Genomic DNA, 17,011 nt, shown 5'->3' with positions numbered 1-17,011 from the left:
AAGAGCCATCTAGGGCCAATTTCATAGGTCCAATTCGCGAGAGTCCAGCATGTCATCCAGTGCGCCGCCGTTATCGTTCAACCCAGCCGGCATTGAGCTGGATCGCCGCCAAGGGCTGACACGCCAGCTGTACGAAGCGTTGCGCCAACGGGTGCTGGACGGTCGTCTGGTCAGTGGCACGCGGTTGCCCGCCAGCCGTGACCTGGCGGCGGCGCTGTCGATTTCTCGCAACAGTGTGGTGCGCGCCTACGATCAGCTCTATGCCGAGGGGTTTATTGAGAGCCGGGTCGGCGACGGCACTTATGTGGCGCAACTGCCCACCTCAAAAAAACTATCCACAAAACTATCCACAAAACTATCCACAGGGTTTTCAACAGGCTTATCCCCAGGGTTATCCACAAATGACCTTCAAAAAGCGCCTTCAGCGGCCGAAAAAGTTATCCACAGCCCGGCCATGGGACGCCTTGAAACCAATCATTTACCCCTGCCGCCTGTGGGGCCACCTCGGGCATTTCGAGTGGGGGTGCCTGCATTCGATCTGTTCCCTTTCGATGTCTGGGCCAAGCTGAATGCGGCTTTCTGGCGCAAGCCGAACTTAGAACAGCTGTGTTACGGCCACCCGGCGGGGGATGAACGACTGCGCGGGTTGATCGCTGCCTACTTGCGCACCTCCCGAGGCTTGCAGTGCACGGCTGAGCAAATTGTGATCACCAGTGGCGCGCAGCAGGCAATCAGCCTTTGTGCACAGTTGCTGGTGGCGCCTGGCGATGGGGTCGCGGTTGAAAACCCAGGTTACCGCGCGGCCGGGCATGCCTTTGCGCTTGCCGGTGGGCGTTTGCATGGCGTGGCGGTGGACGGGGAGGGCATTGATTGCGCGGCGTTGAGCCGCCTCATCGACTGCCGTCTGGCCTATGTCACTCCGTCCCACCAGTACCCCCTGGGTGTGGTCATGAGCCTGGCCCGACGCCTGGAGTTGCTGGCCTGGGCGGAACGCAGCGGTGGCTGGATCGTCGAGGACGACTATGACGGCGAGTATCGCTACAGCGGCGCGCCCCTGTCGCCGCTGGCGGCGTTGGACCGTAGCGGGCGCGTGCTGTATGTGGGCACCTTCGGCAAAGTCGCGTTTCCGGCATTGCGCTTGGGCTACCTGGTATTGCCGCCAACCTTGGTCGATGCGTTTGCTCGGCGTCGTGCCGTGGATGTGCGGCACTCAGAGGTCAGCACCCAGGCGGTGATGGCCGAGTTCATGGCGGCGGGCCATTTCCAACGCCATATCCGCCGCATGCGCCGCGCCGCCCTCAGCCGGCGTAATGCGCTGCTGAACGGATGGCCGAGCGGACTCGAGGGGGTGAGCGGCCTGCCGAATGTCGCAGCGGGCCTGCACCTTACCGTGCGGGTGGACAGCCTGGCCCGTGAACAACAGTTGGTGGCGCAGGCTCGTGCGGTAGAGGTGGAGGTCAACGGCTTGAGCAGCTATTGGCTGCCCGACTCCAGCACGCCACCGGACCTGCGGGCCGGGCTGGTGCTGGGGTTTGCCGCAGTGCCGCAGGCGGATATCGCACAGGCCCTGACGCGTCTCTACAAGGCCTGGCATTGCCAGCCGCCGTCAGGGCGCGGGCATCGACGGAGCGGGCTGTGTGAAGAACAGTAAACGGGCCAGGTGAGGGCCTATTTCGCTGCGGTACACGGCGATGCTCTCGTGGTCGTCGGTTCTGGTCGGTGTCTGGTACTTGCCACCCAAGCGTCGCTGCGCCTTGGTCTTGAGGTGTGCGGCGGTGTAAGCCTCTTCGGGACCTACCAGCTCTTTATAGTGAAAGTGGGCATACCACAGTGCATTCGAGCTTTGCGTGTCGAGAATCTCGTACTCCTTCAAATAGCCTTTGTTGCGCCCGGAGAGCTTGCTGCGTGAACCGGGCAACGGTTTGATAACGATCTCTTTTTCGCGGTACAGCAGTTCGACATGGGCGGCTGTGGGTGGGCGCTGCTTGAGCATGGTGAGCTTGAGCCGGCGTCCCTCGTCATAGAGGCGCTTGACCGCCGTATCGAGATTACGATTGATCAGGGCTGCCGACGGAGCCCCGCTTTCAGTCAGGTTGCTGGCGGTCAATGCCTCCTCGATATCACGGCCGGCCTGTTCCAACTGTTTGATCTGGCGGTGGAAACGCTCTTCGATTTCCACGGGCAACCGTCGTGTGTCACTGGCCAGGCCCTTGGTGCGCTCGATGAAGGGCTCCATCTCGTCGAGCAACGTCTGGCCGCTGGCAATGGCGGCGCTCACGGTGCGTGGCATGGCGTGTGTCGATGGCGCGCTCGGGCGCTCGTGCTCCACCCACACCCCCGGTTCCTTTTCATGAAACAAGGCAATCACTTTGCCGGTCAGCGGTTGCTTCACCTCCACCAGGGGAGTGGATTCGCCACTTAATGGCGCGCGCTCTTCTCCTACCACCACGCCCTGGAAGCGGGTCTTGATCACCTTTTTCTGCGGCCTCGGCACGGGCCTGGACGGGCCCGCCACGTGCGACTCCCAGGCTTTTCGCTGGCGCAGCAATGCCGTCAAGCGTTTGACCGCGCGCTGGGAGAACTCCTCGGTGAGCGCTCGCAGGTCTCCAAGGGCAGGCCGATGCACATCATCGGGAAAGTCAGCCGGTAAGTCGGCCAGGCTTTGGTCCAGGCTGGTGAACTGTTCCACCAGGCTATCGAGGGCTTCGATCTGGTCATCCAGCGGAACCGGGGTATCTGGTTGCAAGGTTTCGCAGAGGCTCTGTACCGCCAGTTCGGTTTTTTCGACGATCTGGTTGACGACCGCACGGGCGGTCGCTGAGCCGGCCGGGGCGTTCTCCTTAATACATAGGAAACGCGACAAGGTGATCCTGAAGGCCTTGAGATTCTCCAGTTCTATCTTGGGTAATAGCTTTTCATTGTGTTGAGCCCGCATCACACCCTTCTCGCCCAGGGCGCGGGCCTCGTTGAAACGCGAGTGCAGGTCACTGAAGCGATTGATCAAGTCCTGGGCCTGCAGGTCGATGGCGCGGCAGTCTTCCAGCGCTGCTTGTGTATCTGACGGCTCGGGATCGTCCAGGAATTGAGAGGCCGTGTTCAAGCTCTCCTGAAAACGCTCCAGCTGTTCGGCCGTGGCGCTTCGCGCCAGTATCATCTGCTCGTCCAGGTATTCGAGCATGGCCTCCTGGTAATTGGGCACGCTATCGAGCAGGTTCAACGATTTCAGCTGGGCGATCGGCACGTCCAACTCACTCAGGCGTGTGGAAACCTGTGTGAGGAAGGCGGTGCTGGCGGCTTCACGATCGGCGGGTGTTGCCGCGTCGATGGCTCTCTGGGACTCAATGATTTGCTCGCGCCGCTGCATGGTCCGGGAGTCGAAAGCCTCCAGTTGTTCGCGTAACTCGTGGATTTTCGGCGGCCTCAGGCGCTCGCCTTTCTTGCGTCGGCTACGCAGCCCGCCGCCCCGCAGCCGCAGTCGGGTGTCGACAAACCACTGCCCCAGGCGGTTGTTGATCAAGGATGGCCCCTCCCGTCGCGGGTCCTTGGGGTCGATAATCATCACCGCGTCATTTTCGTCGATGGTCACCTCAAACCAACGCTCCCCTACAGGGGCGTACCACGCTTGGCCCTTGGCATACAGGTGCAGGTGGGGCCCAGGCGTGACGGTTTGGGCCGCCAACCCTTCGGGTTTGGGCAGGCTGAAGCTGTCCAGCAGCTTGGCCAGGCTGAGGCGGCCACGGGTCAATGCACCGCTGCTGCGCAGTATCGGTTCATGGGTTGGGGTCAGGTCGGCGGTGCTGACGGTGGGTTTTTGAATGAACACAGGTTTGCGCCGTAGCGGCGGCTCGGGTGCCAGGGCGGGCTTTTCAAGTGTGCGTGTCGGCGCGTGCTGGAGGCTGATATGCAGGGCCAGGACCAGGCCCAGGGTCAGGAACGCATCCACCAGCGCCGAGGTGCTGGCCGGGCGGTCGCCGCTCGCCTCGGCATCGATGATGTGCTGGATATCGTCCATGATTTGCCAGATCCAGGCCGCGGCACCCACGGTTCGGCCCAGGAATGGCAACGCATTATTGAGAATCAGCCAGCCCGCGTGCTTCAGGCTCTCCCAGCGAGCTTCGGCATTGGAGACTGACTGGCGGTCGGCCAAGGTCACCAGGGCACGGGCGTTAGCGTTGTAAAGTTCGGTGAAGGGATCTGTGCTCAGGGCCTGGGTACTGAATTCGATGGGACCACTCATCACCAATGAACTCACCGGCTCGCTGAGCAGCGTGGGGAGTATCCAGGGCGAAGGCACGCTACCGGGGAAGACGAACTGGGCGTAGTCCGAACGTACGGCTTCGGGAAGCCACGCGAGTACTGATTGGCGCAATGGTGTGTCTTGCTTGATCGCATAAAGCAGGTTGGCCAATGAGGGGAATTGCATCAAAGGCGCGTCGGAAAGCGGTCGATACAAGAGGCATGGGCCGTTTTTCGGCTCCTGCGGCCCGATGATAAACATGTTGTCGACGGTGTCCGCACCGCCTAGCACACGCCACTTGGGGCGTAGCGCCAAGGGGCGAATGACCACTTCATCGCCATCCACCCGGCGTTCCTGCGCATGGGTGGCCATCGCCGCGCGCACATAGCGATAACCCTGTTCATCAATGTTGAACTGGTCGCGGATTTTGTACTGCAAGGCCAGCAAGGGCAGTTGCAGGCGTAGCTGCCCGCGGTACAACTGTTGACGCTTCAAGGCTTGTTCGGTGTTGGTCAATAACTGCGTGTTGACCTGCGCCGGGTAGCTTTGGCCGATATTCGCCTGGGTGACCAGTTGTTCCACATAGGTGGGCGTCAGCCAGGCGGGTGTCGGGCGCCCACTTTTGTAGCTCACGGTTTTGTTTCCCAGCGGGAGCGCGATCAGGTTTTGCAAGGCCAATTCAACCAGGCTGAATGTCTCGGTTTGCGTCCTGCCAGGTATCGTGACCGTGCCCCAGATCACTTGGCTGGTGACCGTTATTACAATGTGCTCAGGGTCCAGGCCGGTGGCCTCGGGGTGATCCCGGGTGAGCAATGCCTTCAGGGCCTGGCGCGTAAAATCGGTGATAGTCGGCAGGCCGTCCATGAAGGTTTTTCCCTCGTCCCGGGCGTTCTGATTGGCGAGGTCGATCATGTAGCGCCCGTAAGCCGATTGATCGGCCTGCGAGGCTTGCAGCAACCATTGCGGTAAGGCGCGTCGGATATGGCCCATATGCGACTGATCGAGCCGCAGGAGTTGGGCGGCTTCTGTGCTGCCTTCTTTCAAGGACAGCAGGTCCTGGGGTTCAGCGGTTAAAAAACCGAGCGAGCCAATGGCCTCGACTTGCAGGCCAATCAAACTGCAGGCCTGGTGTTCGAAAAAATCACCGTCTGGCTCCAGCAGCCGCCAGTTCAGGGTTTCACCGGATGAGTTGCCAATGCATGCCTGCAGTGATTCGCCGAGCGCCTGGGTGTCGACGAATTTTCTGTACCCATCGATGATCGAGTAGCTGAGGATGATAGACCGGTCGCCGTGGCTGGCGATCAGTACGGCAACTGCCGTGACGTTAATATGCTGGTTGGCTGCACCATCCTGCATATCGATGTCCACCAGGTAGGCCCGCGTTCCATATTTGTCGCGGGGCTGGCGCTCGACGTAATCGGGGTAATGAAACACCGTGCGGGCAATGGCGCAGTCGTCGGCGTCCCAGCCGTCGACTTCCTGCACATTCCAGGCATTACGCAATGCCTGGGCCAAGGCTCGCCAGCGCGGGCCCCTGCCGTCGCTTTGGTTCCAGAATTCCATCTGCTGTTCCTGGTAGGCGACAAACATCAGCGGCGCCAGCTCGTTGATCAGCCGGGCAATCGCGTCGATTCTGACGGGCAGGTGCGCTTGCGGTTTACCCGTCGAGCGATAGGCCAGATAGTGTTCACGGTCCAGATAGGTCACCGGCTCGCCGGAAAAGGCACTGCGCGCCAGTGCGCTCGTGAGGGTTTCGGTGTGCGGCTTGCCCGGGAGGATTGTGTCATCCACCGGATACCATTGGGGTTGATACACCGTGGCCAGGTCCGGGTTGATTTCCAGTTCCGGGTACATCTCGTCCAAGGCCTGGCGCAGGGTGGCCGAGGCCACTTCACGCACGGAAGGGCCGGAGCTCAGTTGGGTCAGTATTTCGCTGTTTTCGGGTGAAACAACATCGTTCATGTGGGCAGTCCTGATCAGGCGGAAAACATCCGTGTGTCAGAACTTATCGAGGAGCGGTTCGCCCAGGGTGGTAACTAACTGTCGAGTACCTTCAACGACTTACCACCCCTTTGCATTGCCCTCCGATGCCTGCGTTATGTCCCGGACTTGATCTTGGTCCAGGCCCGCGTGCGGGCGCGTTCAGCGTCACGCCCCAGCGGCTTGAGCGTATAGAGCGTGGCCATCGCCGCCTCAGTCGGGTACAGGTTGGGGTTGTTGCGAATCGAGGGGTCGACCTGTTCGGTGGCGTCCTTGTTGGGGTTGGGGTAGCCGACAAAATCGCTGATCGGCGCGATCACCTGCGGTTGCAGCAGGTAGTTGATAAAGGTGTAGGCGTCTTGCGGGTTCTTCGCCCCCTTGGGAATGGCGAGCATGTCGAACCAGATCGGTGCCCCTTCCTTGGGCAGGCGCATGTCAACGGTCACGCCGTTCTTGGCTTCCTTGGCGCGGTTGGCAGCCTGGGAGAAGCTGCCGGAATAACCGACGGCCACGCAGATGTCTCCATTGGCGATATCCGCCATGTATTTGGAGGAGTGGAAGTAGGTGATGTAGGGACGGATCTTCAGCAGCAGCGCTTCGGCTTTGTCATAGTCCTTGGGGTTGCGGCTGTTGGGATCCAGGCCCAGGTGCTGCAGGGCCAGCGGCAGGATCTCGGACGGCGAGTCGAGCAGTGCGACGCCGCATTGTTTGAGCTTGCTGATGTTCTCTTCCTTGAAGATCAGGTCCCAGCTGTCCACCGGCGCATCGGCGCCCAGCGCGGCCTTGACCTTGTCCGGGTTGAAGCCGATCAGGATGGTGCCGTACATATAGGGCACGGCGAATTTATTGCCGGGGTCATTGGCCTCGATCAGCTTCATCAGCTTGGGATCGAGGTGGTTCCAGTTCGGCAGTTGGCTGCGGTCCAGTGGTTGGAACACCCCGGCTTCGATCTGCTTGGCCAGGAACACATTGGACGGCACCACCACGTCATACCCGGAGTTGCCGGTGAGCAGCTTGGCTTCCAGGGCTTCGTTGGTGTCGAAGATGTCGTACACCAGCTTGAGGTTGGGGTTCTGTGCCTTGAAGTCTTCCAGTGCCTTGGGCGTGATGTAGTCGAACCAGTTGTAGACTCGCAGGGTTTTTTCTTCAGCGTGGACCATGCCGCTGATAACGGCGGCGCACAGCACGAGTGACTTGAGCATCTTCATTGGGCAGCCCCCTCAAAACCTTCGAGAACGTTGACGGCATTGATGCCGATTTCTTCGACGGCGTAGCCGCCTTCCATCACGAACAGCGTCGGCTTGCCCAAGTGCGCAATGCGCGCGCCCATCGCCAGGTAGTCCGGGCTGTCGAGTTTGAATTGCGAGATGGGGTCGTGCTTGAACGTGTCCACCCCCAGCGAAACGACAACGATGTCGGCGCCATAGCGCTCAATTTCTGTGCAAGCCTCTTCAAGGGCAGCGCTCCAGCGTTCCCAGCCTGAACCGGCCGGCAAGGGGTAGTTGAAGTTGAAGCCAGTGCCTGCGCCTTCGCCCAGTTCATCGGCATAGCCGAGGAAAAACGGAAACTCCGCTTCGGGGTGGCCGTGGATCGAGGTGAACAGCACATCGCTGCGTTCATAGAAAATCGACTGGGTGCCGTTGCCGTGGTGGTAATCCACATCGAGGATCGCGACGCGCTTGCAGCCTTGATCGAGGAAGGCTTGGGCGGCAATGGCGGCATTGTTGAGATAGCAGTAGCCGCCCATCAAGTCGCTGGCGGCATGGTGCCCCGGCGGGCGGCACAGGGCGAAGGCACTGTGGGCGCCTTGTTGGATGGCAGCCTGGGCCGTGAGGGCGACTTGCGCCGCGCTGTAGGCGGCTTGCCAGGTGCCGGCGGTAATCGGCGCGCCGCCGTCGAAGCTGTAGTAGCCGAGCTGGCCGTGCAGGCTGGCGGGCAATACCCGGCGCAGGGTGCGGGCGGGCCAGGTGTAGGGCAACAGGTCGCCGTCCTGGCCGAATTCGGTCCAGCGTTGCCAGGCCCCCTGGAAGAAGTCGAGGTAGGCGTGGCTGTGGACCCGTTGCAGCGGCGCCAGGCCGAAGTCCCGCGGCCCGTGGACCGGGCCCAGTTCGCGGTCTTTGACCCGTTGCAGCACGTGGTCGGCACGCGAAGGCATCTCGAAGCAGGGCATCAGTTGCCCGTCCATCAGTTCACAACGGCCGTGGTGCAGGTGGTGATCGTCCGAGTAGATCGTCAGCATTTGTTGTTCTCCGCAGGCTGTGTCGGTGCATGCAGTCTTGCGGCGGACGCGGTTTATGAGAACGGCAGGAGCGGCCAAAAGGGGATAAATACGGCCAAATTATCTGTCCGCAATTCGCCCCTCCGTGGGGCGTCATGCGCGAAATTGGCTCGGCGCCACGCCGCTCCAGCGCACAAATGCGTGCCGGAAGCTGGCCGTCTCGCTGAAGCCCAGCGCCTCGGCAATCCGGTAGATCGGCCATTGGTCTTGCGCCAACAGTTGTTTGGCCCGCTCGAAGCGCAACTCATCAAGCAGGTCCTGGTAGCTGCAACCCAGGTCATGCAAGTGCCGGCGCAAGGTTCGCGCTGAACAGTTCATTTGCGTGGCCAAGCCCTCCACGCCGGGCGCGGCGTGGAGCTGAGTGGTGAGCAGTTGGCGAATCCTGCCCAGCCAAGCCTGGCGCCCGGTGAACTCCAGGTTGTGTTTGCGGCAGCGTTCGGCCATGGCCCGGTGGGTAATCGCGTCAGCCAGGGGCAGCGGCTGTTCGAGCCAGTGCCTGTCGAATGCGAAAGCATTGGCGGTGGCCTGGAATTGCAGCGGGCAGGGGAAACGTTCCGCATAGCGCGCGCGGTAGTCCGGGGCGTCATGTTCGAAGCGTGCGGCGAGCAGCGGCAGGGGCTGGCCGAGCAGGTCGTCGCAGATCACTTTCAGCGACGCCAGGCACAGTTCGACGTTGAACGTCTCCAGCGTCGGGTTTTCCCGGTAGCCACTGGCAGTGAACCAGATGCGCTCGCCCTCTTCTTCAAGGCTCAGTTCGAAGAGTGTTCCCAACAGCGCTGGATAACGCAGCGCCAGGCGCAAAGCGTCACCGAAGGTGGCACTGGTGAGCAGCGCGTAACCCAGCATGCCGTAGGCCGACACATGCATCTGGCGGCCCAGCTCCAGGCCGACATCGCGACGCAGGGCCACGGCGTTGGCGCACACGCGCATTTCCTGATTGGTGGTGATGCGCGTGTCGGCGCGGCTCAAGTCCGCCGCACAGATGCCGCTGCCCGCAAGCAACGCCTCGCTGTCCTGGCCTTCGGCCTTGAAGGTGTTGAGCACCAGCGACACCGCGTTGAGGGTGGTGAGATGAGCGTGCAGCATCGACGGCTCCAACGTGGCAGGTACGGTGAAAGAGCAAGTTGTGTGCCGTCGCCCGTGCATCAGGTCAAGTTGAAAAACAGTGTTTGTGCCTGGCTCTCGTTGATCTCGCTGCGGTGGAAGGCCACGCGTTGTGCGCTGCTCAGGCGCCTGATGGTGTCGGCTGTAGCGCCAAGGCTTTGCTCCTGGGGTGTCTTGAGGCGCGCACTGAGAAACGACCTGAGGGTGGTCCAGTCGGTCGAATAGTGGAAATGCGCATACCAGAGCACCTTATGGGTGCTGCGATCGGTGATGGAGTACTCGTCCAGGTAGTCCGGAGTGGCGGATTTTATGCGGCGTCGGTTGATTGTTTTTTTGATACTGATGGCGTTGCGATCCTTGAGCCATTGCACGCCGGAAGGCGTGGGCGGGTGCTGCTTGGTCATTCTCAGCACGTTTTCTATGGATTGCTGATACAGCGTGGCGGTAGCCTCGGCGAGGGATTTCTTGACGCTGCTGGCCAGGGTGACGTCGCCCTGGGCAAGGTTTTTCTGGGTCAGTGCTTGCTCGATGTCGCGGCTGGCCTGCTCCAGGCGATGGGCGTGTTGATGGTAGAGGTACTCGATGCCGATGGGCGTGCGTTGGGCTTGATTGGCCAGCTCGGTGATTCGCTGTTTGAAGGCTGTCAACCCAGTGAGCAGGGTGTTGCCCGTGGTCACACTGGCTTGCAGGTCGATGGGCAGGTTGACCGTTTTTACGGCCTTGGCCCGCTGGACCCAAAAGCCGTCTGATTTTTCGTGAAACGTGGCCACCACGGTATTGGACAGGGGTGAACGGACATCCACCAGCCCGGTTTCCTGGCCCGTTGCAGACAACTGCGGTTCGCCGACCACCATGCCGTGGTAGCGAGTTCTGATGAACTTTTTCTGTGGGAGTGGGGGCGTGGACGGCGGACGGGGGGTGGATCGCAGGGTGCTGCGGCTGGCGGCCAGCAGCGCCAGCTGAGTCGTGGTCTGTTTGGTGTACCCGCTGAGTTGGTCGCGCAAGCGAGTCAATGCTTGCGCCTGGGAAATGTCGGGGAATTCAGTGGGAAAGTCTCGCAGGCGTTCGTCCAGCAGCGTGAACTGTTCGATCAGGCTGCTCAGTGTTTCGATCTGCTCGTCGATCCGCCTGTCACTGCGCTCGCGCAATGTATCGCGCAGGGCCTGGATGGCGATGTCGCAGGCGTCGACAATCTGGTCGATGGCCAGCCACGCCTGGGGTTCGCTCAGTAGGGTGTCTTCACGCAGGCAGAGATTGCGGGCAAGGGACACCTGTAACGCCTTGAGGTCATCGCTGCGGTAACTGGGCAGCAGGCTTTTGGTGCTTTGTATCAAGCGTAACCCTTCGCTTGAAAGATCGCGCAGTTGGGTGAATCGTGATTCGAAGTAATCCATGCATTGAATCATTCTCCCCAACATTTCAGTCATTTCGTTGGACTGGGGGATATCCCGCTCTTGCGGGGCTTTGGCCTGGCGCTCGATCTGCTCCAGCGTTGTCTTGAGCTTGGGGGCGAAGGTTTTCAGTATTTCAGTGAGGCCCGCCTGGCTCAAACTCAACTGAGCTTTGATGTACCCGATGGCGCGAAACTGGAAGTCTGGTGTCGGTGCAAAAACATTCAAGGTCTTGAGGTCTTGCAGGGCTGTTTCATAGTTCGCGCATTGACTGTCCAGCAGTCCGAGGTAGACGTTGCGCTTGGCCTGGGCCGTGGCTGCGGGAGCGTCGAGCATGGCTTGCAGTGCACGTTGCAGCTCCTCTTGCGCAGCTTGTTTGCGTTGCTCGAAAGTCGTGAGTTGGTTGCGCATCTGGTTCACTTGACGCTCGGCCAGTGCCCGGGCTTTTCTTTCCTGGCTCTTGGAGCCGCCTCCGCGCAGACGCAAGCGGGTGTCGATGAACCACTCCCCCTTGAGGTTGCCGATCACAAAGGGGCCAGAGCGAGTGGGTTGCTGGGGATCGATGATCTGCACCTCGTCATTTTCGTCGACCGTGACTTCAAACCAGCGTTGGCCCACTGGTGCGTACCACTTACTGCGCAACGGGTAGAGGTATCGTTGAGGGCCCCTACGTGACGAGGCCGGGTTTTGCACCGCTGGTTTTTCGACTTTGAAACTGTCCAGCAGCTTGCCCAGGTCGGTGGTAGTACGGTTGATCGCGCCGAGGGTATGCAGCACGTGGGGATGATCGCTGGGCAGGGCAGGCGAACTGATGTCGGTCAGTTGTTTGATCACCGTGGGTTTTGCGGTGGCCGTTTGTTGCGTTTGCTCTACCGGTTCTTCGACTGCCAAAGCGCTGCCTGACGGGGCGTTGCGGCTGGCAATATGCAGGGTCAACGCCATGCCCAGGTTGAGGAACAGGCCTGTCAGGGCCGACCATTCGGCCGCTTTGTCTTGCTTTTTATCCGCGTCGACGGCCTCTTGCAGTTGGTCGAGGATCTGCCAGATCCAGGCCGCGGCGTTTACGGTTCGCCCCAAAAAAGGCAGTACGGCAGTGAACGCCAGCCAGCTGGCCTGCTTGAACGATGCCCAGCGGGCTTCTGCATTTGAAACCGATTGACGGTCTGCCAATGTAACCAGCGCATTGGCGTTGGCTTTGTACAACTGGCCGGTCAGGTGGTCGTTGAGCGTCTGGTGGCCCAGGCCCATGGGCCCGTTCATCAGCAGCAGCTTCGCAGGGTCTACGAGAAGCTCGACGGCGGCCCAGGGCGACGGCAGTTCGCCGGGAAAGGCGTAGCGGGCATAGTCGCTGCGCACACCGTCGGGCAGCCAGGCCAATACTGAGTCGCGCAACGCTTGGGATTGGCGGATCGCATACAGCAGGTTGGCCGGTGACGGGTATTGCATCAACTGCGGCTCCAGCATCGGACGGTACAACAGGCAAGGGCCGGTATCCGGGTCCTGCGGGCCAATCACATACATATTGGCGACCGTGTCTTGCGTGGCGTTGTCGCGGTGTTTCGGAATGAAAGCCAGGGGGCGCAGGACAATGGTCTGACCGTCGACCTGACGGTTTGACACCTCTTTATTCAATACGGCGACGATGTAGCGATACCCCAACTCGTCAATCCCATTTTCCTGACGGATCTTGAACTGCAATGCCAGGAGCGGCAGTTGGATACGCAAATGGTTGCTGTACAGGTATTGCCTGCGCGCGGACTCCAGCGGGTTGTCGAGCAGTTTCTGTTTGACCAGGGCGGGGTACTGTTGACCGATGTCCACCTTGCGAATCAGGGCCTCGACGTACGCTACGGTCATCCAGGCCGGTAAGGCATTGCTGTCGCTATCCAAGTGAATGCTTTTGTTACCGACCGGCAGGCTGATCAGGCTTTGCAGGGCAAGTTCGGCAAGGCTGAAGGTTGTGACGTCGACCTTGCCTGGAAGGGTAAAACTGCCCCAGACCACGGGGCTTTGCACCCGGATCTCGACTCTATCCAGGCGCAGGTTCGCGGCATCGCTGTGTTCCTTGAGCATTTCTGCGCGCAGCTTGGTCAGTGCGTATTCCTGAATGGGAGGGATGTCGTCTTGAAAAGACTTGCCAGCATTCAGGCTGTGCAGGGCGGCGAGGTCTTTCAGGTGGCGCGCATAGAGATCCAAGTCGCTGGTGGAGGCGACTTTCAGCCAATCGGGTAGCAGGTGACGTAAGCGTGCCAGGTCGGGGTGTTTATCACCGGCCAGTTCTTCAGCGGCGGCCGGGACGTTGAGTGAGGACTCGGTGGGGTCGACGCGACGCAGTTGCCCAAGGTCGAGCTGCCCGATGAACGCGATCTGCTGGGCAATCAACGCGCAGGCCTGGTGGTCAAAAAAGTGGCCATCGGGCTCGAACAGTCGCCACTGTATGTTCGTGGGGGCTGGGGAGGGCAAGTGACTGGGTAAGCTGCGCCCCAGTTGCTCCAGCGAGGTGAACTTTTCGTAGCCGTTGAGCAGTGAGTACATGAGGATCATCGGCTTCCCTGCGTGGCTGCCGATCAGCACGGCCATTGACAGCATGGCCAGGTGTTTGACGGTTTCGCCGTCCACCCTGTCGACATCGATCAGGTAGGCCCGGCTGGCATAGGGGTCCTTGGCTTGACGGAGCTTGTGCTCCGGCGACATGAACAGATTGCGGGCCATCGCGCATTCCTGCGCGTTCCAGTCTTCGACGGCAGTGACATTCCAGATTGATCGCAATGTGTTGGACAGCACCTGCCAGTGTGGGCCGGAGGTTCCATTGGTTGAGTTCCAGAAGTCCACTTGAAGTTCTTGATACGCCGTTTTCATCACGGGCGCGAGCACGTTGATCAACTGCGCTATTTGAGCGATACGCACGGGGAGAAGGCGGGGGGAATGCGTGTTTTTTGGCTGAATGAGGTAATGCTGGCCCTCAGTGAACAACGTCGGAATGCCCGAGACCGCCTGGTTGGCGAGAATATCGGTGAGATGCTGTTGCGTCGGAGCGCCGACGACGATCTCGTCGTCAACGAGCTCGGCTACCGGTGTGACGACCGTGGCAACATCGGGATCGATATGCAGGTCCGGGTAAAGCTCTTGCAGTGATCGGCGCAACAGCACGCCGGCGGCTTCCCTGAAGGCGGGGCCTACGCAGAGCTGAGTGATCAGCGAATCAGTGGGGCTGTGAGGAGCGGTAGAAGGTAGTTGGCTCATGGGGTCCTGCCTTGCCGTTTCATGAATGCTGCCGAAAGAACAGCTTCGGCATGCTAGAAAGGCGCAAGGCAGGCATGAGGCTAACTATGTAGTGGGCCGGTGTTTTTACTCAGGTTTACAGCGAAGCTCAGGCCAGCTCACCGCACAGGTCAAGCTCCACCAGGTGTCGGACCTCATCCGTTGCAAGCCCTGCACCGAGCAGCGCGTGGAGCTTGCCGAAGACGGCTTCGCGGGTCATGCCACCGCCGGAAAGCACACCTGCACCGCGCAACCGGCTGCCGGCCTCGTACACGTCCAGTTCAACGCCGCCTTCGTGGCATTGGGTGATTGCAACCACGACCACGTCCAGGTCTTGCGCCCGCTTGAGGCTGGCGAGGAACGCAGGGTTATCACTCGGTCCCGTGCCGCTGCCAAAGCATTCCAGCACCAGCGCCTGAAGGCCGCTGTCGATCAGTGCATCCAGTTGCCCGGCGGCGATACCTGGCACCAATGGCAGCACGCCCACATTCGCGATGGCCTTGGGTTGGCGGTAATGCAGGGCGGCCGGGATCATTTCGGCCTGGGCGACGCCACCATTACGCTGCAAGGCCGCAAACGGATGGCGACCAAAGCTGCGGATCTTCGCGCAACGGGTCGGCGCCATCAGCGCACCGTGGAAGTACAGTTGCACACCCGGTGCCAGGCCTTCGCCCAGCGCCTGCAAGGCACCGCTGACGTTTTCCCAGGCATCGCTGTCGGGTACCCCGGCAGGCAGCATGGAACCGGTGAACACGACCGGCGCGGGCAGGCCCAGCAATTGAAAACTCATGGCGGCCGCGCTGTAGGCCAGGGTGTCGGTGCCGTGCAGGATCAGTACCGCGTCGCAACCCTCGTCCACCGCCTCGACCACGGCGGTGCGCAGGTGCTGCCAGTAGGCGGGGGTCATGTTGGCGCTGTCGATCAGCGGCGACATTTCCCGAAAGCGCCAGGCGGGCAATGGCTGGTTGGCAAGTTGTTCGCGCATGCGCGCTTCGAAACCGGACGCGGGCGCCAGGCCGTTGGCGCTGGCCTGCATACCGATGGTGCCACCGGTGTAGAGCACCATGATGTTGTGGGATGGGGACATGAGTTTTCTCCTGAACGAAAAACGCCGCCGGGCCCAGAGCATGCCCAAGGCCGGGCGGCGTGTCATCTATCTACCTGGGCTCAGCGTTGCACTTGAGCGTTCAGCTCAGCTGCCGGGGCCGCTTGCGGCTTTACCGGGTTGGCCGGCCAGGCCTTGCGGTCCAGGTCCAGGTCAGGGAACTGGCTGGAGTCGAACACCGGGGTCTTGATGCCTGCCGCGCGCTGGTTGTCGTAGTCATTCAGGATGCGCATGGCAATCTTGAACAGGAACGCCAGGGCGAACAGGTTGACGAACGCCAGCAGGGTCATGGTGATGTCGGCGAAGGCGAACACGGTGCTCAGGTTCTCGATCGAGCCCCAGAAAATCAGCACCAGCACCAGCGCGCGGTAGCCCATCAGCACCTTGCGGTTGTTACCCACCAGGAAGCGCAGGTTGCTCTCGCCCAGGTAGTAGTTGTACATGATCGAGGTGAACACGAACAACGCCAGGGCCACCGAGATAAACATGCGGCCCCAGTCACCCACTACAGCCGCCAGGGAGTTCTGGGTCAGGGCAATGCCGTCGCCTTCAAAGCCTGGGGTGTAGAAGCCGGAGAGCAGGATCAGCAATGCGGTGCAGGTGCAGATCACGAAGGTGTCGAGGAACACGCTGAACGCTTGCACCACGCCTTGGGCGATCGGATGTTCCACCGACGCGACCGCTGCCACGTTCGGCGCACTGCCCAGCCCGGCTTCGTTGGCGAACACGCCGCGCTTCACACCCATGATGATCGCGCTGCCCACCAGGCCACCGAAGGCTTGGTCGAGGCCGAAGGCGCTCTTGACGATGGTCGCGAGCATGGCCGGCACGTGGTCGAATTGCAGCACGATCACATACAGGGTCACGGCGATGTACACCAGGGTCTTGACCGGTACCAGCAGGTCGGCGATCGACGCGATGCGCTTGATCCCGCCGATGAACACCAGGCCCAGCAGGACTGCGAGGGCCAGGCCGGTGTAGGTGGTATCCAGGCCAAAGGCGTTGTTCAGCGAGTGGGTCACGGCATGGGCTTGCAGGCCGTTGAACGCAAAGCCGAAGGTCACCAGCAGCAGGAACGCCATGACCATACCCAACCAGCGTTTGTGCAGGCCGTGCTGGATGTAATAGGCCGGGCCGCCACGGTAGGTGCCTTCAGCGTCAGTGCGCTTGTACAGCTGGCCGAGGGAGCACTCGATAAAGCTCGAAGACATGCCCACCAGCGCGGTGACCCACATCCAGAACACGGCACCCGGGCCACCCAGGGTCACGGCAATGCCGACACCTGCGATGTTACCGGCACCCACACGGCCGGCGAGGCTGAGCATCAGCGCCTGGAACGAACTGAGCTGGTCGGAGCTGTTTTTCAGGCTGTCGCGAAACACCGAAAACATGTGGAAAAAGTGACGCAACTGGACGAAACGCGAGCGGATCGTGAAATAACCGCCGAGCCCGACAATGAGCACGATCAGTACTTTCCCTGAGAGGAAGTCGTTGATGACTTCGAGCATGGAGTGTTCCTCGCTGATTTTTCTAATGGCAAACGCAGGACGGTCCTACCCCTCGCATAGCACCAGGCAGTGCGCGACGGTTCGACCCATCCTTTTGCGGGTGTTGTTATTCATGCGGTTTCGCGCGTGTCCGGGCCTCGTTGCCGA

General features: G+C 61.0%; 8 protein-coding genes. 1 reads left to right on the top strand and 7 read right to left on the bottom strand.

Annotation, left to right across the window (positions count from 1 at the left end; translation table 11 throughout):
• Positions 1-49 precede the first annotated feature (49 nt).
• A complete protein-coding gene (locus P2T68_RS00535) occupies positions 50-1,651 on the top strand; it encodes a PLP-dependent aminotransferase family protein (RefSeq protein ID WP_277378903.1) in 1,602 nt (533 codons plus the stop codon).
• Here the strand turns inward: P2T68_RS00535 and P2T68_RS00530 are convergent.
• From P2T68_RS00530 to P2T68_RS00500, 7 genes are all read right to left on the bottom strand, one after another.
• Complete coding sequence (locus P2T68_RS00530; protein WP_277378902.1) at positions 1,607-6,199, bottom strand: DUF6543 domain-containing protein; 4,593 nt, start codon at positions 6,197-6,199, stop codon at positions 1,607-1,609. The genes P2T68_RS00535 and P2T68_RS00530 overlap by 45 nt on opposite strands.
• 134 nt (positions 6,200-6,333) lie before the next feature.
• A complete protein-coding gene (locus P2T68_RS00525; RefSeq protein ID WP_024078167.1) occupies positions 6,334-7,425 on the bottom strand; it encodes a polyamine ABC transporter substrate-binding protein in 1,092 nt (363 codons plus the stop codon).
• Positions 7,422-8,456, bottom strand: a complete 1,035-nt coding sequence (locus P2T68_RS00520; protein ID WP_024078166.1) for a histone deacetylase family protein — start codon at positions 8,454-8,456, stop codon at positions 7,422-7,424. Before P2T68_RS00520 ends, P2T68_RS00525 begins: the two co-directional genes overlap by 4 nt.
• 132 nt (positions 8,457-8,588) lie before the next feature.
• On the bottom strand, positions 8,589-9,581 hold the full coding sequence (locus P2T68_RS00515; RefSeq protein WP_024078165.1) for an AraC family transcriptional regulator: 993 nt from the start codon (positions 9,579-9,581) through the stop codon (positions 8,589-8,591).
• Positions 9,582-9,640: 59 nt separating this feature from the next.
• Entirely contained in the window at positions 9,641-14,233 is a 4,593-nt protein-coding gene (locus P2T68_RS00510) for a DUF6543 domain-containing protein (protein WP_277378901.1), read from the bottom strand.
• Positions 14,234-14,360: 127 nt separating this feature from the next.
• Complete coding sequence (locus P2T68_RS00505) at positions 14,361-15,338, bottom strand: asparaginase (protein ID WP_150055878.1); 978 nt, start codon at positions 15,336-15,338, stop codon at positions 14,361-14,363.
• Positions 15,339-15,418: 80 nt separating this feature from the next.
• Positions 15,419-16,864, bottom strand: coding sequence for an alanine/glycine:cation symporter family protein (locus tag P2T68_RS00500; protein WP_069077340.1), 1,446 nt, complete (start codon positions 16,862-16,864; stop codon positions 15,419-15,421).
• Positions 16,865-17,011: the final 147 nt, after the last annotated feature.

Source organism: Pseudomonas sp. G11, assembly GCF_029457515.1.
Taxonomy (GTDB): domain Bacteria; phylum Pseudomonadota; class Gammaproteobacteria; order Pseudomonadales; family Pseudomonadaceae; genus Aquipseudomonas; species Aquipseudomonas gorinensis.
The sequence above is the reverse complement of the archived record's forward strand: the minus strand, read 5'-3'. Positions and strand labels throughout refer to the sequence as shown.